We start from the raw sequence: 18,776 nt of genomic DNA, 5'->3' as shown, positions 1-18,776 counted from the left end.
AAAACCTAGCCTTGGTTCTGAGGTGGCAAGGCGCTGATCAGTGGGTGGTCAGTGCCGGTGTTACCAATTTTAGCGGCGCCGCCCGGGGATCCAAGTTCGTCGAAAAAGTCGACGTTTGCCTTGTAATAGTCGGCCCACTCGTCCGGCACGTCATCTTCGTAGTAGATGGCTTCGACGGGGCAGACAGGTTCGCAGGCGCCGCAGTCAACACATTCATCCGGATGAATGTAGAGCGAGCGCTCACCTTCATAGATACAATCTACCGGGCACTCTTCGACGCACGCCTTGTCTTTCACGTCGACGCACGGCTGAGCGATGATGTAAGTCACGAGGGTCGAGACCTTTCCTTGCACTGGGTGGTTTCAACAGAGCTAGTGGTTTCAGCAGATGCTCTTTGAATCCTTTACCAGCTCAAACTACAGTCTAGTCCTGTATAACCATTCATCGAACCGCCTATCGGCGCGCTGTGACGTAATCGACCATTCACATTTCAGCTTCCCGTGGTGCAAATGAATTCTTCTTACGAAAAGATGACGCTTCCAAATGCTTAGTTTTAGTGATGTGACGCCCGGTGAACGGCTAGTTGTCCGCTACCGATTGGCCGAGGGCCAGGCCGGCGGACATTTTTCCGACGCGTTGGGAGAGCTGAGGGAAGTGACCGAGGAATCGGTGAGCATCCAGACCCGCACCAAGCTGGTACGCATCCCCCGCGCGGCGATCACCCACGCCAAGCGGGTGCCGCAGGCTCCGGCGCGCCGCAGGCCCCGCGTCCCGCGCAGCGAATAGCGTCCTAGCAAGCCGCAAGATTTTCACGATGCCACTCATCCGGGTCGCAGCTGCGTTGATCCGGCTTGGGAAGACATGCGATTTGAATCTTCCAATCACTTAGCACTTTTCGCGTATGCTGTTTTCATGCCCTCCGATAAACTTGTCCAGTCGCGAGCACGAGCACTCAGCTCACCGCTGAGGCTTCGCATCTTGCGCTTGTGCCTCCATGAGTCACGCACGAACAAGGAAATTGCGGACATTCTGGATTTGAATCCCGCCACGTCCTTGCATCACGTGCGCACCCTGGTCAGCAACGGGTACCTCGCCGCGGAAGAGCCGCGCCGAGGCAACCGCGGTGCCAAAGAAGTGCCCTATCGAAGCACCAAGCAGTCCTGGGGCACCCGTATTCCCGACGCGGCTCCAATGCTCGTGGACACCTTCCTGCAGGAAATCGAGGGACTTGATCCGCAGGAAATACAGGTCATCCGCTTGGGTCTGAAACTCAATGAAGAAAACCAGAAGGAACTGATGAGCCGGCTGCGGGCGGTTATCGAGGACTACGCAGTACGCGACCCGGATCCCGATGGCGTGGCCACCTCGCTGTTCTTGGCCCACCATCTGGATATCACCGGCAATGCGCGTGACGGCCAGTAGGCCGGTCACCGCTTCCCCAAAATCTTATTAAGAACAGTAGGAGTTCCTCCCGTTGGGGAAGAACTCCTACTGTTTTTCAGTTCTGCCGTTGCTGCTTGCGCAACACCCGCAAGGAGCACAGCAAGGCAATCACCGATGGAATGACCATTCCGTACATCCACAGTGCAGAGGCCAACGCCGGTCCGGGCAGGTACTCGTAGTACTGCATGCCCAAGATCAGCTGGTCGTCGCCCACATAGGAAATCAGGCCAACAGTCACATAGCATCCGATGAACGCCACCGCACCGGCCCACAGCTTCGCGGAGGAAACCGCAGCCCAGTACACCAGTACTCCGAGCAGGAGCCAGGCAACGAGCACGCCCCAAACCAGCGGGAAATCGTTGCCGATATAGCTGATGGAGGCGTGGATTGCCGTGCCGAACAATCCTGCAGCCACGGCGGCAACCGCACCGCGCCACAGCGCGGAGAAGTTGCCTCCGAGGGAATTGCGATTATTAGGAGCGTGCGCGTGCACGGCTGGCCTTGGCACGGTCGTTGGCGTTCAGCAGCACCTTGCGGATGCGGATTGCTTCCGGGGTGACCTCAACGCACTCGTCTTCGCGAGCGAATTCAAGCGACTCTTCCAGGGTCAGGGTGCGTGGCGGGGTCAGGTTCTCGAAGGAATCCGAGGAAGCTGCGCGCATGTTGGTGAGCTTCTTTTCCTTGGTGATATTCACGTCCATGTCATCGGCGCGCGAGTTCTCGCCCACGATCATGCCCTCATAGACCTCTTCGGTTGGCTTCACGAAGAAGCTCATGCGTTCCTGCAGGTTGATCATCGCGAATGGAGTCACCACGCCGGCACGGTCGGCCACGATCGAGCCGTTGATGCGGTACTCGATGGCGCCTGCCCACGGCTCGTAGCCTTCGGCCAGCGAAGCGGCAATGCCGGCACCACGGGTTTCGGTCATGAAGCGGGTGCGGAAGCCGATCAGGCCACGTGCTGGAACCATGAATTCCATGCGAACCCAGCCGGTACCGTGGTTGGCCATGTCGGTCATGCGGCCCTTGCGCGATGCCATCAGCTGGGTGATAGCGCCAAGGTACTCTTCCGGCACGTCAATGGTCATGCGCTCCATTGGCTCGTGGACCTTGCCGTCGATCATCTTGGTGACAACCTGCGGCTTGCCAACGGTCAGCTCGAAGCCTTCGCGGCGCATCTGTTCAACGAGGATGGCCAGTGCCAGTTCGCCACGGCCCTGGACTTCCCAAGCGTCTGGACGCTCGGTTGGCAGGATGTTCAGCGAAACGTTGCCGATCAGTTCCTTGTCCAGGCGATCCTTGACCTGGCGTGCGGTGACCTTGGCGCCCTTGACCTTACCAGCCAGTGGCGAGGTGTTGATGCCGATGGTCATGGAGATCGCAGGTGGATCAACGGTGATCAGCGGCAGCGGCTTAGGGTTCTCCAGGTCGGTGAGGGTTTCGCCGATCATGATGTCTTCGATACCGGCGACTGCAACGATCTCGCCCGGTCCGGCTTCTTCAGCAGGAACGCGGGTCAGGCCCTGGGTGGCCAGCAGTTCGGTGATCTTGACCTGCTTCATGGTGCCGTCCTGGCGTGCCCAGTTGACCTGCTGGCCCTTGCGCAGGGTGCCGTTGATCATGCGCAGCAGTGCAAGACGGCCGAGGAATGGCGAAGCGTCAAGGTTGGTGACGTGGGCCTGCAGGACTTCACCCTCGGTGTAGGTCGGCGCAGGAACGTGCTTGATGATGGTCTCGAACAGCGGCTCAAGATCTTCGTTGTCAGGCAGGGTGCCGTCAACAGGCTGGTTCATGGACGCGTAACCGGCCTTGCCCGAAGCGAAGACCACAGGAACGTTCAAGATGGCATCCAGATCCAGGTCCGGAGCTTCGTCGGCCAAGTCGGAGGCCAGGCCGAGCAGCAGATCCATGGAGTCGGAGACGACGCCGTCGATGCGGGCATCGGCGCGGTCAGTCTTGTTGACCACGATGATGACTGGCAAGTTGGCGCCAAGGGCCTTGCGCAGCACGAAGCGGGTCTGCGGCAGCGGGCCCTCGGATGCGTCGACGAGCAGGACAACGCCGTCGACCATGGACAGGCCGCGTTCCACCTCGCCACCGAAGTCGGCGTGGCCCGGGGTGTCGATGATGTTCATGGTCATCTTCTTGCCCTCGGCCGCTGGGCCGCTGTAGAACACGGTGGTGTTCTTGGCAAGAATGGTGATGCCCTTCTCGCGTTCCAGCTCACCTGAGTCCATCACGCGGTCTTCGGTTTCACCATGGCTGTCGAATGCGCCGGTCTGCTGGAGCATGGCGTTGACCAGGGTGGTCTTGCCGTGGTCAACGTGCGCCACAATGGCTACATTGCGAAGTTCATCGCGAGTAATGGTGTTTGCTGACATGCGTGAAGGCTCACTTCCGCTCGAGAATTTGGGTCTGTGGAGTCGGGGCCAAAGTCGACCCAACAATCCAGTTTACGCGCTCGAGACTAATAGTCTGTTGATCTGTGTCAGAACATACAGGAATTTCATGTACCGGTCGCGAGAAATTCAGCGGATCGACGGGGTAGGTATCCAAAAACGCAGCGTGCCGGGGCCATGGCTGGCTTCAATTTCCGGAAGCTTGGCGTCCAGCAATCCGCCGCATTTTTCAATGGTCGATCTTGAACCGATGTTATCGGAATCACAGGTAACCAGTGCGCGCTCAATTCCTGATTCGCGCAGTTCCTGCAATCCAAATCTGCACAGTTGCTGTGCCACACCACGGCGACGATACTCGGGAACTACGCCATAGCCGATATGCCCTCCGTATTGAAGCAGGCCTTCGTTGAGCTCATACCTCACAGATACACGGCCCACCAGTTCCCCGTCGTCGAAGGCGGCAAACAACGCCGAGCGAACCCACCCTGCGGGGATGTGCTCGCCTCGGCGCCCTGCCTTCATCCGGTAGACATAATCTTCCCACGCCTCAGCGAGAGACCAGGTGGGCAGGAACTCGAAATCATCGCCAAGCATCAAATGATGGGCATCGATTGCCTGCTGCTCGTCGCCGATTTCCAATTCACGGATCTCCAGCGCAATTCCCAATGCCATAGCGCAAGTATGCCAGAGCTGGGCCGGCTCCAAGAAGCGCGGGCACAGCAACGCTGGGCCCTAGTAGGCCACCTGCTGCCCCTGAACCTGCCTGGCCCATTCCACGGTGCCACCGCTGAGGCTATACACCTGGACGGCTGGCTGCAGATCCGGCCTGGCAATCCGCGCCGCCTGCTGTGAACGGACACCCGTTTTGCAGACGAACACGACCGTCGAGGCACCCTGCGCGAGCCCTCCCAGTCCTTGTTCTTCCAGCTGCACGAGCGGCAGGTGCTGGCTGTGCGGGATCGCGATGATGTCGCGTTCCCAGGCTTCACGCACATCCACCAGCAGCACCGGTTCCTGCGCTTCAAGGTCCGCCAGTTGAGCAACGGTAAGTTCCGGAGCATGCCCTTCGATAGCGCAGGACACCGGCCGGTACTCTCCCAGCTTGCTCACCGGCTCGCGTTGCGGGTCCCTGGCAAAGTCGAGAGTTCGCACACTGGCTTCCAGTGCATCATAGAGCCACAGTTTTCCGCTGAGCGTGGTGCCGATTCCAGTGATGAGCTTCAGGGCCTCGGTGCACAACACCGAGCCGATGACGCCGCACAGTGCACCAAATACCCCGCCCTCAGCGCAACTGGGCACGGAGTCCGCATCAGGGATTTCAGGGAAAAGATCGCGCAGCATCGGACCGGTGCGCGGGTCGAAGACGGACACCTGCCCGGAGAACTGGAACAGGGTCCCCCATACCAGTGGGGTGCCGGTGATTTCTGCGGCGTCGTTGGACAGGTAGCGCGTGGCGAAGTTGTCGCTGCCGTCGATGACCAGGTCGTAGTCGCTGAAAAGCGCCACGGCGTTGGTCTCATCCAGTTTGCCATCCACGGCGATAACCCGGACATTCCGGTTCTGCTCGTGGGCCATCCGGCGGACCGATTCCACCTTCAAGCGGCCTACGTCCTGTTGCCTGTGCATGGTTTGGCGTTGCAGGTTGGACAGTTCAACCGTGTCGTCGTCCACGACCCCGAGGGTGCCGATCCCCGCGGCGACCAGGTAATTGGCAATGGGGCTGCCCAGTCCCCCGGCTCCGATCACCAGCACCTTGGCATTGGCGATCCTGCGTTGCCCTTCTTCGCCGACGCCGGGAAGCGACAGATGCCGGGAATAACGCGCCAATTCTTCCGGTGCCAGCTCCGGCCCCGGGGCTACCAAAGCTGACTGGTTCACGAGAAGTCACCGACCAGGGTCTGCATCATGCCTTCGGTGGGCGAAGATGGCAGGGCGGTGTCGCGGCGCGGGATCCGGCCCGCGAGCCGTGCGGCGCGTCCGGCACGCACCGCATCCTTCATAGCCATCGCCATCAGCGGCGCGTTGTGCGCCCGGGTCACCGCGCTGGCCAGCAGCACGGCATCGCAGCCGAGCTCCATGGCCAGGGCGGCGTCAGAGGCGGTGCCGACTCCGGCGTCCAGGATGACCGGCACCTGGGCGCGGGAGACGATGGTGGAAATATTGTGCGGGTTCAAGATGCCCAGGCCGGAACCGATTGGTGCTCCGGCTGGCATGACGGCCGCAACACCGGCATCCTGGAGGCGCTGGGCAAGGGCAGGATCATCATTGGTGTATGCAAAGACCTGGAACCCGTCGGCCACCAGCTGTTCGGTGGCAGCGTGCAGTTCCAGTGGATCGGGCAGCAGCGTGTGCTCGTCCGCAATCACTTCGAGCTTGATCCAGTTCGTTTCCAGCGCTTCGCGGGCCAGGTGCGCGGTGAGGATCGCGTCGCGGGCGGTGAAGCATCCAGCGGTATTCGGCAGCGCAATCACGTTGTTGCGCTGCAGCAAGTCATACACGTTGGACTCGCCTGCCGCCGAAAAGTGTCGGATGGCCACGGTAGTCAGTTCGGTTCCAGAGGCCTGCAATGCGCTTTCCAGGGTGGTCAGCGAACTCGCTCCCCCGGTGCCGAGGATCAAGCGCGAAGACAAGGTGCGTCCTGCAACCTGGAATGGATCGCTGTTGATGTCCAGTTCAGTGATGTTTTGCGTGTCCACGCCTAGCCTCCCTGGGCTGCGGTAACGAGTTCGATGCTGTGCCCTTCGGCCAGCGTGTAGCTGTTCCAGGCGCTGCGCGGGATGACAGTGCCATTGACCGCGGCGGCTATTCCAAGCTTGCTGCCGTCCACGGCCGCCGAGTTGCTATCCAGATCCTTGCCGATCTGCATGCTGATGAATTCGCGAAGGGTGATTCCTTCGTCCAGGTTCAGTTCCCGGGAATTGAACTTAATGCCAATGCTTTTCATGGATGCTGCTCCGTTCGGTGGGTGGTCCGGGTTGCTGTGGCGAAGCGGTGTGGATTCACAGCCTGATGCAAGGGGTGCGTTCCATTTCCGTGAATAAGGTCAGCGGCGAGTGTTGCGCCCAGCGGAGCCAGCAGCACTCCGTGCCGGGAGTATCCGGTGCTAAGCACCAGGCCCGGGTCAATGCGCCCCAGCAGCGGACGGTCATCAGGTGTGGCGGGACGGGCCCGGGCAGTTGCCTCGTTCAGCGTGCAGTCGCTGATGCCGGGGATGAGCTTTCGTGCATTGTCCAGCAGTAGGTGCATGGCTCCGATGTTCACTGCAGGCTGGCGGTCTTCCCGGACGCTGGCTCCAAGCACGAGGCTGCCGTCCTTTCTCGGCACGAGATACACCGGCTCCCGGTGCACGATGCCGCGGATGGTCCGGGTGATCAATGGCGGACCGGCTGGCCCCTGGATCCGGAGAATATCTCCGTAAACGGGGCGCACCGGCACCCGGTCCAGGCCGTCAATGGTGCCCAGTCCGGTGGCCACGATGGTTTGATCCGCTTCGAGGATCTTGCCCGATGCGGTGCGTACCGCGTTGGTTCGGCTCCCGTCGCCCACCAGCGCCTGCGCCCGCTCCTCGATCAGGCGGCCACGCAGGTGATCAAGCAGGATTTTGACGACTGACCGTGGGTCGACTTGGTGGTCATCTTGGCATAGGACTGCGCCTGCTATATTCGCGGCCAAGGCTGGTTCGAGTTTGCGGGCTTGGCTGGGCAAGAGCTTTTCCGCTGACAGGCCGAGGGAAGCTTGCAGTTCGGCCAGCTCATGCAGGGCTTCGCGGTCAGCCGGTTCGGCCGCGACGACGAGGGTTGAGTTCTGCAGGTAGTCCGGGCGTTGCCCGGTCACGGATTCGATGCGCTCAATGAACTTTGGATAGGCGGCATTCGAGGCGGCAAGCAGCTCGTGAAGGGGGCCATGGCCCCAGACCGTTTCAGCTGCCGGGGCCAGCATTCCGGCTGCCGCGTAGCTTGCACCTTGGCCTGGTGCTGGATCGATGAGGGTGGCAGTATGTCCCCGTGATTCCAGTTCGAACGCAACAGACAGGCCGATGATTCCGGCGCCAACAATATTCACATGCACGAGAGCACGCATCCTTCCTACGGCGGCATGACCCGCATCAGGTGTAGCGGTCGGCTCGGTGCCCTCTCAGCCTGGTCGATTCAGGCTCCCGCGGAGTACTGCGATTATAGGCATGATCCAGCTCATAAAGTCGAACTGGAGCAACCGCAGCTCCGTCATCTTCTGTGATGTACTAGTTGACATGGCATCTCATGACTTCCCCCGCGTGCTTCCCCAGGGATCTGCGTTGTCCAACACGATCATTTCGTTGGAGCAGGAGCTCTTGGAAACCAGCCAGCGCCATAGCCGAAGGCAATTGGAACGGTACTTGCATCCGCAGTTCTCCGAAGTGGGCGCCAGCGGCCGTGTCTACGATCGCGAGTCGATCATTGCCCAGCTGGCCCAGGAGCCGGAACGGGATTCCGGATCTCGGGAAGTCGGAAGCCCCGTGGCAATCCAGGTTGCCGATCAAGCGGTGCTTCTGCGCTGGAGGTTGCCCTCGGCATCCGCCAGCGAGCGCAGTTCGCTGTGGATCCATGAGCAGGATCGCTGGCAGCTGCTGTTCCATCAGGGCACGCCCGCTGCGCGGCAGCTTTCTTTTGCAGAACCGAACAAGGGCGCATCAGTCGACGACGATTTCTCAGTTCGCAGGCTGCGCCAATCGGATGCCGAAGCCGTTTTCGAAGCCTTTTCCTCCAATGCCGATATGGATCGCCAAGGAGATGCCGACACTCCGGAAAAGGCCGCATCATACGTGCGTGCCCTGATGGAGGCCGGCGAACGGCAGCAGGCTTTGGCCGTCGCCTATCGGGACCGGCTGGTCGGTTTGGTCTGCGGTACTGTCGATCCAGCCAATCAGAACGCATGGGTTTGGTATTGGATGAACCAGGACTACCGCGGGAGGTCTCTGGCCACTCGCGCAGTGGCTACTTTGGTGAACCACCTGTTTGGCGAGCTCGGTTTGTACCGTTTGGAACTAGGTCTTCGGGCGAATAATCCTGGATCGAAGCGTGTAGCCGAAAGCAACGGGTTCCTGCGCGAGGGTGTCGAGCGCGGTAAGTTCCTGGTTGCTGGAGAACGCATTGACGTGTACGCCTACGCGCGGTTGCGGACTGATCAGGTCCCGGATGTAGTGCCGTTGCCGTGGAGCACGCAGCCGTAGCTTGGCGGGCAACAAAAAGTCGCGGAATCCGTTTTCGGGTTCCGCGACTTCTTATCTGTCCCTCAGGTTTAGTGATATTGGCTAGATGCCTGGAGTTGATGCCGGCGGCGTCGAATCCGGGCCGTCGGTGGCCTGATTGGCCTCGATCTTTTTCAGCGTGCGAGCCGCAGCATCGCGGCCACCAAGTCCAAAGGCCAGCGCCGCGGCCAATGCCGCGCCAATGACGATTGCACCGAAGGCCATATTGATGATCGAATCAGCGATACCCATGTACTTCAAGCCCATTGCCACGAACAACGCAATTGCCGTGTAGCGGATGATCTTTGAAGCGGTGGTGTCGCCCAAGAAGCGGCCAATGACGTTGGCGATGACGAAACCTGCGGCGATAATTGCTGCGCCGAAGAGAATCTTGCCTCCCAAGGCCAGGATTTCATTGAGGATGTTGGTGATCGCCGGGAAGTTCAGCATCTGGGCCGCCATCACGCCGAAGAACAGCACGATGGCAATCTTGACGATGCCAGCGATGATTCCCGAAGCGCTCTTGCCTTCGGGAACAACACCCCATTGGGCAACAACGGAGTCGGTGCCCACGCCGTGAAGGGTTGATTCAAGTAGCTGGCCGACGAACTTGGCAATTAGAATACCGACGGCCAAGAGCACCAAGGCCATGATGACCTGCGGTATTGCGGTGAAGACAAGCTGCAGCATCTGCTGGGCAGGGTCCGAAATTGCCGCGATGCCCAAGACCTGCAGTGCCGAGATGGCAACGACGAGCAGGATCAAGGCGAAGACGATATTGGCAATGATGTCAACGATCTTCGCTTGGGATTCTCGAGACTGGACTTCGTCTACCGGTTCATTGCGTGGGGTAAGTTTGCGGACCAGCCCGCTGAAGTCGACAGTTCCCAAACCGGTCTTCAGCAGCTGGCGAACGATATTCGCGATCACGTAGCCGATGAAGAAGATGAAGCCCGCACCGATGAGGTTGGGGATGAAGGCCATGACGCCGCCGAGCAGGCCCTGCACCGGCGATAGCACTTCAGATAGCGCGAATACTTGCAGGATTGCCACGAGGCCGAATAGCCAGACGATCAAACCCGCGACCTTGCCCAGAGATTGGCCTATTTGCTCTCCGTCGTTGCCCTGCTTCTGCAGGAACTTCACCCTGGTCACCAATTTGGCGGCAGCCCACCGAACGATGCGCGCGAGAAGCCACGTAATGATGAGGATGATTAGCGCGATGCCAACCTTTTGTAGCATCGACGCCCAGTCGATATTGCCTAAAACGTTCTCAGACTGCATTGCTGCTCCTTCAACGTAGGGACAATCTGACCCTACGATGAAGGTTCTCCGCTGACTAGGGCAAAGACCCGTACTGCCAGCTTGAATCGATGGACTTTCATACCCCGAATTGCGGATGCATGATTCATTCACACTGGATTCAACGTTTTTCAAACAATCAAGCCATAACGACAACTGATTCACGCAATGTTGGGAAATTCGTGTCGCGCTCGAATCCGTGAATTGCCTTGGAAGCTGTTGCGGAGTCAGCCATTGGCCATTATCAATCTGGGATCCGCACGAAATGCATCAGGCCTGGTTGAGGACTTCGCTCTGCACTGAGGCACCTAGCTCAACGGTGCGAGAAACCGTGCAGTACTTGTCGTGGGATAGCTTGACGATGCGTTCAACCATGCCGGCCGCTTTGCGCCCCTCCTCGGTATCGGGGAACTTCAAATCAAAGCCAAGGCGGATGTCTTCCATTCGGCTAGCCGAGTCCTCGGAGACCTTGTAGCCGCTCGCCTTGACTTCGAAGTTCTCAGGCTCGCTTCTGCGGGTAGTCGCCACATCAACATCGATCGCTGAGCACCCGGCAATGGCAGCCAGCAGAAGCTCCACCGGCGTCAGCAGCCCTTCGCCCTGGCCGAATTCCAGGCTGGCGCCGGATTCCAGGCTGGTGGCCTGGTACTTGCGTGATTCGACGCGTTTGATGCTGACTTCCCGTATTTCACGGCTATTTTGACTCATGGAACTATGGTGCCACGATTCGGGGCAAAGATTCTGTGTGGCGCAACGTGATCCGTTGCGGTACCAGTTCTGGACCTCCGTCGACTGCCAAGAATCCGCAGTCGCCAAAGAATGAAATGGCAGGCTGTCGCTGGCAATCCAGATGCACGCTGATGCCGGGAGTGTGCGCGACGATTGCTTCCAGCAGAACACGGCCCACACCCTTGTGGCGATCGCTGTGCCGCACCCAGAGCAGCTCAATGCGTGTATCGCTCCAGGCTGCGAAGCCCATGATGCGCTGGCCTTGCTGGGCGATTCTGACGGTCACCGACTGGCTATAGATTGCTTCCAGGGCGGTTGCCACTGCATCAATGTCTGCAGCTGAGAGGAAGTCCCTCCGGCGTTCCACCGAACTGCGCCAGATATCCAATAGGTCAGGCACTTCATCAATGCTCGCCAACTCGCGCAGCACGAGAGCTTCGTCCATGCCAAGTTCCTTCTTGCTCAGGCAAAACCGTAGTTGCTGCTTCGAAATGTAGCCGGATGCCGGCATTTCCTCAAGTCCCAATCGAGCGTTGCGCGTCATCGGATTGGACCTTTCCTTCCGGATCAAGATCGTTCCTGCAGGCCGCCGGTACGTTGCGCCCAGTCCCGTAATTCGGCCAAGACCTGTTCGGGCTGCTCAAGGTGCACGTTATGGCCCGCTGGTTCAAGCACGCAGAGCTTCATCAGGGGATACCGGTGGACGAGCCGCTCGGGATCCAGGTATCCGGTGACATGGTCCTGCTTCCCGCACACGATCGTGACCGGAATATCCAGCTGGTTTCCACGCTCGACGGGCAGCGGGTCCAGGAAGTACCGCCGTGACAGCTTAGCCATGGCTCGCAAGTTCGCGCAGTCCAACCCGGGCAGTACCCACTGCGCGAACTTCCGCCATGCTTCTGGTGATTGAACCACTGCTACGTCAGAGAATAATTGCGCATGGCGTGGATCAAGCTCAGCCAGAAGCAGAGGGTCTGCTACTGACACCTGCTGCTCTGGCACGGTACGCCGAGCGGCATCAGGAAAGACTACTGGCGCCAGGAGGAAAAGCCCTTGAGCTTGGCCCGGAAACCTGTCGGCCATCTCTTGGCAGAGCAAGGCGCCAAGGGAATTGCCCAGCAGCGCAAATCTTCCCTCGCCCGCGGTTTGCCGGATCAGCGCTTCCAACCAGCTTGCCAGTTCTGGCAGGCCACCGGAATTTTCAAGCGGCGGGCAGGTGCCGAAGCCAGGCAAGTCGATGTAGTGCAAGTCGAAAATCCGCATTTTCTCCAATGTTGTTTCCAGCGGCTTGAGAATCCGGTGGTCTACGCCGTTGCCATGCACCATGAACAACGGGATTCTGCTGAGGTGGTTTACCTGCATGTCGTCGTGCTTTTCTCCTGTGCATCGCGCTGGCTCGCGGCATAGCTGATCATGGCCTGCCCGGCCACATAGGTGAGCATAATCCAGAATCCCATGCCGGGAATACCAATGTCCGTAAATGAGCGCAGTGCGATCAAGGAATCGGAAAGGAAGAAAATTGCGCCGCCGGAACCCGCGACGGGTCCTAGCCCAGTGCTGAGGACGGCCATCACCATCAATGCCAAGCCGTAGATGATCACCGGGGCAAGCAGCGCTCCGGCTCCGGGTGAGCAAAGGACCAGCAGCACTGCGAATGCCGCAAGATAGGGAAACAGCATCCACCATCGGCGCAGTATCGAAGATTTCCAGTATCTTGCCAGAGCGCCAATGTAGAAGAACTGCGCGACCAGGAACGCGCTCACCATGGCCAGGAATGCCGGGTCTCCGTCCATGAACCGCGGCAGGGCATCACCGACCCAGGAGAAGAACAGCGCTGCCAGCACCAGCCGGATCAGCCTGCCGCGCGGCGAAGTGGTGAAGGAGATAACCGCTCCTGCCAAAAGCGGCATCAGCAGGATCTGCGTGGCATCGGCCAGCAACCCGGAAGGCCAGAACAGCTGGGCCAGCAAATGAGCCGAAGTTGCCAGCAGCTGCGCCAGCACCACGATTCCACGACGTGGCCGTCCGGGGACCACTGCGTGGGAGTGCTCCGTACCGAGATGCAGCTGCACGTTTTTCCTTGCGTAGAATCGATGCTTCCGGCTGGCCGCCCCGGACGTCTCCGGATCAGTCATCAGAGGAAGCCGACGGCGCCAAGACGCAGAATTCGTTTCCTGAGCGGTCCTGGAATACCCGCCATGGCAATCCCTCCCACGGCCCATCCAGCTCAGCTCCACCCGATGCGCAGATCGCAGCAAGCGCGTCATCCATGCTCTCCGCCTGCTCAAGACGCAAATCAAGGTGAATCGCATTCTTCGCCGCTGTCTTAGGCGACGCTTCGCGGACGAGAACCAGACGCGGGCCCACGCCGGTTGGGTCGGCCAGAACCATCGGGGATCGCGCTACGATTTCCCAGCCAAGCAGCTGCTTCCAGAATTCTGCATCACCTGCCGGGTCAGCGCAGGCAAGTTGGAAGGCTTCGAGCACCAAGCCACTTGCCGGCTTGCCGTCGGCTCGGAGCAGATACTCGTTTCCTGCGGCGTCGAGCCGGGTTTCCAGAGCATCCAGCAGCTCCGCACCAAGGTCTTCGGCAAGAGGGGCGCCGCTGCCGAGGATCAGGTGCGCGCGCTGTCGGGCACGATCCGGATCCCGGACGATGGGGAAACACAGATCCAGATAACGCTCCCCAGGCAACTGCAAGCGTGTTTCATAGCCGCCTTCGTTATCGGTGAGCATCTGGCTTTTGAGCGCAGCCTCCCAGAATTCCCCATGCCGCCGCGGGATCTCGGCATCGAAGACGATATTTTCCCAGTACATGCTTCAAGCCTACCGTGGCAGTGATGCCCATCACTTTGCAATGGGATTGGGGCATCCATTTAATCTCCGCATATGGAAATTAATTATCGTTGACTTAGGCAATATAAATAGAATTCTTTTCAGAAATTCCCTGTCGATAGTAGATCGCACCAAAGATTAGATTATTGAGTTGGCCTGATTAGATTTACGCGAGTCGTTAATTTTACCTGATCTTATCGCAGTTACTCTGGTACCCTCACGCAAATCGGAGTATTTTCCACCGGTACCATATTGGCATGAGCAACAAGGAATTTCCCCATCTAATGTCAGAAGGCCGGATCGGGCCCATGAGCACCCCGAACCGCATCGTGCTTCCGGCGATGGACATGAATGTATCCGAAGGCGGCGAGATTGAGCAGTCGGAAATCGATCACTACGCTTCGCGCGCCGCTGGCGGCGCCGGCCTGATCATCACCGGCGCCTGCGCCATCGCCTTCCCCTACGGCGCCGCGTCGATGAAGGAACCGGGACTGTCTGACGACAAGTTCATCCCGGGCATCAAGGCACTGGCCGACGCCATCCACGCTGCCGGCTCCAAACTGTGCATCCAGTCGACCCACCACGGCAAGGTGGCCCGAGTCGACACCGCCAATGACCGCCCGGTCCTGGCCCCGAATGAGCCGGATTACCGCTACTCGATGGACGCACTGGCCGATTGCACCCCGGAAGAGCTCGCCAAGATGGGCGCCGCCACCGCGGGCAAGCAGACCACGTACCACACGATGACCAAGGACGACATCGACTGGCTGATCACCTCTTGGGCCGACGCCGCCGAGCGCGTCGCCAAGGGCGGGGCCGACGCCATCGAGATCCACGTGGCCCACGGCTACATCCTGGGTGTGTTCCTGAACCAGCGCGATAACCTGCGCACCGACGAATACGGCGGATCGCTGGAGAACCGCGCCCGCTTGGCCTGCCAAGTCATTTCCGCGGTCAAGGAACGCGTCGGCGACAAGCTGGCGATCCTGGTGCGCGTGGCCGGTGAGGAATACGGCCAGGAAGGCGCGTTGAGCCTGCCGGAGTCCATCGAAGCTTCCAAGCTGTTCGAAGCCGCCGGCGCGGATGCCATCCATGTCACCGGCTGGGGCCGCAACCCGTTCGACAACTTCACCGACGGCCCGCTGCCGAACAAGGTCGGCGCCTACCTGGACAACGCCGCCGAAATCAAGAAGCACGTCTCCATCCCGGTCATCGCCGTGGGCCGCATGCTTCCGGAAATCTCGGAGAAGGCCATTGCCGAGAACAAGGTCGACTTCGCCGCCATGGGCCGCCAGCTGCTGGCCGACCCGGAACTGCCGAACAAGCTGCGCGAGGGCAAATTCGACCAGGTCCGCCCATGCATCAACTGCTACCTGTGCGTGGGAGAGAACTTCTTCGACGACACCCCGTTCTGCGCGGTGAACCCGGCGCTGGGCAATGAGAAGCTGCTGCCGCTGAAGCCTGCCAGCGCCTCGAAGCATATCGTGGTTGTCGGCTCTGGCCCTTCGGGCATGGAGTCGGCCCGCGTGCTGACCGAACGGGGGCACCGCGTCACCCTGATCGACAAGGCCGACCGCTTGGGCGGCACCATGTGGTTCTCCACCATGACCACCCCGGACAACGAGCGCCTGCTGCGCTGGCTGAAGTCCGAGCTCAAGCGCCTGCGCGTGGCGGTCAAGCTGAATACCCCTGCCACCGTGGAGACCATCCGCGCGCTGAACCCGGACCACGTCATCGTTGCCACCGGTGCAGTGCGCCCGAAGCCGGACATGCCCGGCGGCGATTTGCCGAAGGTGCAGACCGGCGACACCCTGCGCGCCATGATGCTGGGCACCGCCACCGCCGCCGAGGCCGGCCTGGTGCTGAGCACCATGGGCAAGCTGGGCCGCCTGTCCGGGCTGACCAAGTCCCCGGAGCTCGTCCGCCAGTTCACCAAGTACTGGCTGCCGATGGGCAAGAACGTCGTGGTGATCGGCGGCTCGCTGGTAGGCCTGGAGCTGGCCGAGTTCCTCGCCGAACGCGGCCGCAAGGTCACCTTGGTGCATGAGAAGCAGCAGCTTGGCCTGCCGCTGGCCATGCCGCGCCGCTGGACCGCGGTCAAGGACAACGTGGCCCACGGCGTGCAGATCCACCGCAACGCCACGGTGGACCGCATCACCGAAAAGTCCGTGGAGTTCACGGTGAACGGCGAGGCGCAGAGCGCCCCAGCCGACATGGTGGTCTACGCGGACGGCACCACCGCCGCCGCACCAGTTGCCGACGAGCTGCGCGGCGCAGGCTTCAGCGTCGACGTGGTCGGCGATGCCGGCGCCGTGAACTACATCCACGGCGCCATCCACTCGGCCTGGGAAGCCACCGTCGAGCTGTAGGCCGGAGGCACTCGCACGCATGGGCAGCGGGAGCGCAGCAACTTGGGGAAGCTGCCATCCCGCTGCCCTTTGCGTACCCTTGTCCGCCGGGCATGCCCGGTGCTTGAATAGGCCAATGGGCCTTCGAATGCATACTCCCGCCGCGGCGCAGGTTGCCGACGTCGTTGACGAGCTCGCCAGCTGGCAACGTGACGGCCTTCCGGTGCAACTGCATCCAGGCGATGTAGGCTGGTACGCCATGCGGGGCATGGAAGCCGCCGCACAAGGCCTGCGGGTCTGGGCGGACCGCGAATCCATCTATGCCATCGGCCTGCTCGATGGACCGAACCTGATCCGCATGGCGCTGCATCCCGACTTTGTCGACATCCAGCCCCTGGCGGAGCAGATCCATGCCGACCTCAGCTCTGCGGAAAACCAGATCTTCCCGGCCGAAAGCGCCAGCATCGAAGCCCGCGGAGCAACGGCACTGGGCAAGATCCTGCAGGCCCATGGCTGGGTGCCCGGAGAAGCCTGGACTCCCCTGCGCCGTGCCCTGGATGCTCCGGTGCAGCTGCCTGAACTGGCCTTCCGTCGGATTGATGCTTCCCTGGCCGGCCAGTGGATGGAAGTGCACCTCAACGCCTTTCGCGGCAGCGGTTTCACGCAGGAGGATCTGGCCCGTGCGCTGCAGCGCTGGCACACCATGGCCAGCACTCCGATCTATGAACAGGGCCAATGCCTCACCGCCTATGACGGGGAGATGAACCCGCTGGCCGTCGCCGGGGTCTGGTCCGCTGGTGCCGGACGGCCAGGGCTCTTGGAACCCATAGCAGTGCACCCCGCTTTTCGCGGCCGGGGGTTCGGCACGGCGATCAGCCTGGCCGCCGCCGCAGAGCTGCGCTCAATGGGTGCGTCCAGTGCCTTGGTGTGCACGCCCAGCGAGAACCGCGCAGCCGTTGCCACCTATCTCGCCGCCGGGTTCGTTGCCGATACCGAAGACCGCGACTGGCATCGCGGGGAAGTGGTGGAATCATGAACGCCTCCGAGATTCTGGCCGACTTGGCCCAGCGCCCAATTGATGCGGCGCATGCCCTGCCGCAGCTGAGCGCCGAACAGCTCAATGCCCATCCGGGAAACCATCCCAACTCGATTGCCTGGCTGCTGTGGCATGCCGGACGCGAAGCCGACATCCAGCTCTCCGCGCTGAGCGGCCAGCCCGAAATCTGGGAGCAGTTCCGTGCACGATTCAATCTGGGCGAACTCGGCGATTCCATGGGCTACGGGCACAGCCCCGAGCAGGCCCGCCAGATCATCGTCAGCGACCAGCAGCTGCTCGTGGACTACTTGGTCGCGTGCCTGTCCGCGCTCGGCGGCTACGCTGCCACGCTGGGCGAAGCGGAACTGGACGAAATCATCGATCGCAGCTGGGACCCGGCAGTAACCCGTGGGGTCCGCTTGGTATCGATCATCGACGATGCATCCGTGCATGTCGGGCAGGCCGCCTACGCTGCCGGCACGATGATCTAGGCCGCAGGCAGACTCTTGGCCTTCTTGCTGATCCACCAGAAGATCGCCAGCTGGAGCACCAGGACGATAGCCGAAATGCCGGCATCGCCCCATCCCATCACAAAACCCGCCTGCAAGGTCCCGATCCCGCTGGCTACGGGATAGAACAGCGGCCACAGCACGGCGAGGTTGCGCACCAGGGCAAAGGCAATCGCGAACATGATCGCGAAGGCGCCGAATCCGGCTGCCGCTTCCAACGGGACCGAACCGAGGTGCTGGATCATGAAGCCAAGTCCGGTCAGCACAATAGCGGGCAACCATCCGAAGGCGCGTTCCCACCGCAGATACAGCCAGCCGAAGACGAAGAATGGTTCCCACAGGACCAGGAAGTTCGCCACCAGGTGGCTTGCAATATCGGCACCCATGGCATTGGCCAAGGCAAACAATTGATAGGCGGACCCGGCACCCAGAACCAGCGAGACAGCCACGGACGCCAGCAGGAATTTTCTCGTGATCCCCACCCCGGCCAAGGTTTCACCCCGCCGGTATAGCACCGTCCACAGCGGGATAGCCGTGCCGAAGACCAGAATGCCAAGCCAGAGGAAAAGGCTGTTGAGCGTGGTTCCCGCGTAGTAGCACAGGGAAAACGCCAGCAATGTGGCCAGGGCAATGAGCGTATCGGATTCTGGTTGCCACGCGAATGCTCTTCGACGTCGCTTCATGCCAGATGGAGATTGAGCAGGAAAATCATTCATCATGACGCGCCTCGGTGCCGTATGTTGATATAGCCGCCTGTGGCCTACAGTAGCAGTTTCTCAACTCTCCGACCATAAAAAATGTATGACGACTACGGGGAATGCGGAGAATGATTTTAGGCCTGTCGGGGCAACTGCTCGGTTCGATCTCCATGCCCTATCGCCGGCGGCTGCACTCCTGGCCTGGCCCGGGTACCGCCGGATCGCGAGAGCTCCAGGCTTGGCTGCCGCG

Annotated in this window: 21 protein-coding genes and 1 riboswitch; of the genes, 6 read left to right on the top strand and 15 right to left on the bottom strand. The window is 60.8% G+C overall.

The window, feature by feature from the left end; translation table 11 throughout:
* Nucleotides 1–5 precede the first annotated feature (5 nt).
* Nucleotides 6–329, bottom strand: coding sequence for a ferredoxin (gene fdxA, locus EKH49_RS04930; protein ID WP_013349521.1), 324 nt, complete (start codon nt 327–329; stop codon nt 6–8).
* 232 nt (nt 330–561) lie between these two features.
* On the opposite strand from fdxA, the gene EKH49_RS04925 reads away from it, so the two are divergent.
* Both EKH49_RS04925 and EKH49_RS04920 read left to right on the top strand, forming a co-directional pair.
* The gene (locus tag EKH49_RS04925) at nt 562–786 is read left to right on the top strand and encodes a putative acetyltransferase (RefSeq protein WP_236641042.1); all 225 of its coding nucleotides are present in this window, start codon (nt 562–564) and stop codon (nt 784–786) included.
* A 126-nt stretch (nt 787–912) separates the two neighbouring features.
* Nucleotides 913–1,422 carry a helix-turn-helix domain-containing protein gene (locus tag EKH49_RS04920; protein ID WP_073705959.1) on the top strand — a complete coding sequence of 170 codons (510 nt, stop codon included), beginning with the start codon at nt 913–915 and terminating at the stop codon, nt 1,420–1,422.
* 76 nt (nt 1,423–1,498) lie between these two features.
* Here EKH49_RS04920 and EKH49_RS04915 read toward each other — a convergent pair whose 3' ends face one another.
* From EKH49_RS04915 to thiO, 7 genes are all read right to left on the bottom strand, one after another.
* The gene (locus EKH49_RS04915; RefSeq protein WP_038990620.1) at nt 1,499–1,936 is read right to left on the bottom strand and encodes a hypothetical protein; all 438 of its coding nucleotides are present in this window, start codon (nt 1,934–1,936) and stop codon (nt 1,499–1,501) included.
* Nucleotides 1,917–3,824, bottom strand: a complete 1,908-nt coding sequence (typA, locus tag EKH49_RS04910; RefSeq protein ID WP_066140514.1) for a translational GTPase TypA — start codon at nt 3,822–3,824, stop codon at nt 1,917–1,919. The genes EKH49_RS04915 and typA overlap by 20 nt, the downstream gene beginning before the upstream one ends.
* A 147-nt stretch (nt 3,825–3,971) precedes the next feature.
* The gene (locus EKH49_RS04905; protein ID WP_128469953.1) at nt 3,972–4,514 is read right to left on the bottom strand and encodes a GNAT family N-acetyltransferase; all 543 of its coding nucleotides are present in this window, start codon (nt 4,512–4,514) and stop codon (nt 3,972–3,974) included.
* Nucleotides 4,515–4,574: 60 nt separating this feature from the next.
* Nucleotides 4,575–5,720, bottom strand: coding sequence for a molybdopterin-synthase adenylyltransferase MoeB (moeB, locus tag EKH49_RS04900; protein WP_128469952.1), 1,146 nt, complete (start codon nt 5,718–5,720; stop codon nt 4,575–4,577).
* The gene (locus EKH49_RS04895) at nt 5,717–6,538 is read right to left on the bottom strand and encodes a thiazole synthase (RefSeq protein WP_128469951.1); all 822 of its coding nucleotides are present in this window, start codon (nt 6,536–6,538) and stop codon (nt 5,717–5,719) included. The genes moeB and EKH49_RS04895 overlap by 4 nt, the downstream gene beginning before the upstream one ends.
* A gap of 2 nt (nt 6,539–6,540) precedes the next feature.
* Nucleotides 6,541–6,786, bottom strand: coding sequence for a sulfur carrier protein ThiS (gene thiS, locus EKH49_RS04890; protein WP_128469950.1), 246 nt, complete (start codon nt 6,784–6,786; stop codon nt 6,541–6,543).
* Nucleotides 6,783–7,922: a glycine oxidase ThiO gene (thiO, locus tag EKH49_RS04885; RefSeq protein ID WP_128469949.1), complete on the bottom strand. Its 1,140-nt coding sequence runs from the start codon at nt 7,920–7,922 to the stop codon at nt 6,783–6,785. The genes thiS and thiO overlap by 4 nt, the downstream gene beginning before the upstream one ends.
* Nucleotides 7,908–8,012, bottom strand: a riboswitch (TPP riboswitch). Its footprint overlaps the gene before it by 15 nt.
* Before the next feature lie 79 nt (nt 8,013–8,091).
* Here thiO and EKH49_RS04880 point away from each other — a divergent pair.
* A complete protein-coding gene (locus EKH49_RS04880; RefSeq protein WP_161567450.1) occupies nt 8,092–9,051 on the top strand; it encodes a GNAT family N-acetyltransferase in 960 nt (319 codons plus the stop codon).
* A gap of 81 nt (nt 9,052–9,132) precedes the next feature.
* Here the strand turns inward: EKH49_RS04880 and EKH49_RS04875 are convergent, their stop codons facing one another.
* From EKH49_RS04875 to EKH49_RS04850, 6 genes are all read right to left on the bottom strand, one after another.
* Nucleotides 9,133–10,353, bottom strand: coding sequence for a mechanosensitive ion channel (locus EKH49_RS04875; protein WP_128469947.1), 1,221 nt, complete (start codon nt 10,351–10,353; stop codon nt 9,133–9,135).
* Nucleotides 10,354–10,641: 288 nt separating this feature from the next.
* Nucleotides 10,642–11,079, bottom strand: coding sequence for an OsmC family protein (locus EKH49_RS04870; RefSeq protein WP_128469946.1), 438 nt, complete (start codon nt 11,077–11,079; stop codon nt 10,642–10,644).
* Between the two features lie 4 nt (nt 11,080–11,083).
* Complete coding sequence (locus tag EKH49_RS04865) at nt 11,084–11,545, bottom strand: GNAT family N-acetyltransferase (protein ID WP_038990627.1); 462 nt, start codon at nt 11,543–11,545, stop codon at nt 11,084–11,086.
* Between the two features lie 122 nt (nt 11,546–11,667).
* Nucleotides 11,668–12,426: an alpha/beta fold hydrolase gene (locus tag EKH49_RS04860; protein WP_236641059.1), complete on the bottom strand. Its 759-nt coding sequence runs from the start codon at nt 12,424–12,426 to the stop codon at nt 11,668–11,670.
* A 26-nt stretch (nt 12,427–12,452) separates the two neighbouring features.
* Complete coding sequence (locus EKH49_RS04855) at nt 12,453–13,172, bottom strand: lysoplasmalogenase (protein WP_201739565.1); 720 nt, start codon at nt 13,170–13,172, stop codon at nt 12,453–12,455.
* A 55-nt stretch (nt 13,173–13,227) separates the two neighbouring features.
* A complete protein-coding gene (locus EKH49_RS04850; protein ID WP_128469944.1) occupies nt 13,228–13,917 on the bottom strand; it encodes a VOC family protein in 690 nt (229 codons plus the stop codon).
* A gap of 326 nt (nt 13,918–14,243) precedes the next feature.
* Between EKH49_RS04850 and EKH49_RS04845 the strand changes: the two genes are divergently transcribed.
* From EKH49_RS04845 to EKH49_RS04835, 3 genes are all read left to right on the top strand, one after another.
* A complete protein-coding gene (locus EKH49_RS04845; RefSeq protein WP_201739564.1) occupies nt 14,244–16,304 on the top strand; it encodes an oxidoreductase in 2,061 nt (686 codons plus the stop codon).
* Between the two features lie 127 nt (nt 16,305–16,431).
* A complete protein-coding gene (locus EKH49_RS04840) occupies nt 16,432–17,319 on the top strand; it encodes a GNAT family N-acetyltransferase (RefSeq protein WP_236641041.1) in 888 nt (295 codons plus the stop codon).
* Nucleotides 17,316–17,810, top strand: coding sequence for a mycothiol transferase (locus tag EKH49_RS04835; protein ID WP_128469941.1), 495 nt, complete (start codon nt 17,316–17,318; stop codon nt 17,808–17,810). Before EKH49_RS04840 ends, EKH49_RS04835 begins: the two co-directional genes overlap by 4 nt.
* Here EKH49_RS04835 and EKH49_RS04830 read toward each other — a convergent pair.
* A complete protein-coding gene (locus tag EKH49_RS04830) occupies nt 17,807–18,511 on the bottom strand; it encodes a hypothetical protein (RefSeq protein ID WP_128469940.1) in 705 nt (234 codons plus the stop codon). The two genes, EKH49_RS04835 and EKH49_RS04830, sit on opposite strands and share 4 nt — an antisense overlap.
* Nucleotides 18,512–18,776 lie beyond the last annotated feature (265 nt).

The sequence above is a fragment of the Glutamicibacter sp. HZAU genome (assembly GCF_004100365.1).
GTDB classification, from domain to species: Bacteria; Actinomycetota; Actinomycetes; order Actinomycetales; family Micrococcaceae; genus Glutamicibacter; species Glutamicibacter nicotianae.
This window is presented reverse-complemented; position numbering and strand designations above follow the sequence as displayed.

What these genes read in the sequence shown, in the direction of transcription:
- EKH49_RS04860 (WP_236641059.1), bottom strand. Translation starts at nt 12,426, where the DNA reads ATGGTGCATGGCAACGGCGTAGACCACCGGATTCTCAAGCCGCTGGAA.
- EKH49_RS04865 (WP_038990627.1), bottom strand. Translation starts at nt 11,545, where the DNA reads ATGGACGAAGCTCTCGTGCTGCGCGAGTTGGCGAGCATTGATGAAGTG.
- EKH49_RS04880 (WP_161567450.1), top strand. Translation starts at nt 8,092, where the DNA reads ATGGCATCTCATGACTTCCCCCGCGTGCTTCCCCAGGGATCTGCGTTG.
- EKH49_RS04875 (WP_128469947.1), bottom strand. Translation starts at nt 10,353, where the DNA reads ATGCAGTCTGAGAACGTTTTAGGCAATATCGACTGGGCGTCGATGCTA.
- EKH49_RS04840 (WP_236641041.1), top strand. Translation starts at nt 16,432, where the DNA reads ATGCATACTCCCGCCGCGGCGCAGGTTGCCGACGTCGTTGACGAGCTC.
- EKH49_RS04905 (WP_128469953.1), bottom strand. Translation starts at nt 4,514, where the DNA reads ATGGCATTGGGAATTGCGCTGGAGATCCGTGAATTGGAAATCGGCGAC.
- thiO (WP_128469949.1), bottom strand. Translation starts at nt 7,922, where the DNA reads ATGCGTGCTCTCGTGCATGTGAATATTGTTGGCGCCGGAATCATCGGC.
- typA (WP_066140514.1), bottom strand. Translation starts at nt 3,824, where the DNA reads ATGTCAGCAAACACCATTACTCGCGATGAACTTCGCAATGTAGCCATT.
- EKH49_RS04830 (WP_128469940.1), bottom strand. Translation starts at nt 18,511, where the DNA reads ATGAAGCGACGTCGAAGAGCATTCGCGTGGCAACCAGAATCCGATACG.
- EKH49_RS04920 (WP_073705959.1), top strand. Translation starts at nt 913, where the DNA reads ATGCCCTCCGATAAACTTGTCCAGTCGCGAGCACGAGCACTCAGCTCA.
- thiS (WP_128469950.1), bottom strand. Translation starts at nt 6,786, where the DNA reads ATGAAAAGCATTGGCATTAAGTTCAATTCCCGGGAACTGAACCTGGAC.
- EKH49_RS04845 (WP_201739564.1), top strand. Translation starts at nt 14,244, where the DNA reads ATGAGCACCCCGAACCGCATCGTGCTTCCGGCGATGGACATGAATGTA.
- EKH49_RS04850 (WP_128469944.1), bottom strand. Translation starts at nt 13,917, where the DNA reads ATGTACTGGGAAAATATCGTCTTCGATGCCGAGATCCCGCGGCGGCAT.
- EKH49_RS04835 (WP_128469941.1), top strand. Translation starts at nt 17,316, where the DNA reads ATGAACGCCTCCGAGATTCTGGCCGACTTGGCCCAGCGCCCAATTGAT.
- EKH49_RS04870 (WP_128469946.1), bottom strand. Translation starts at nt 11,079, where the DNA reads ATGAGTCAAAATAGCCGTGAAATACGGGAAGTCAGCATCAAACGCGTC.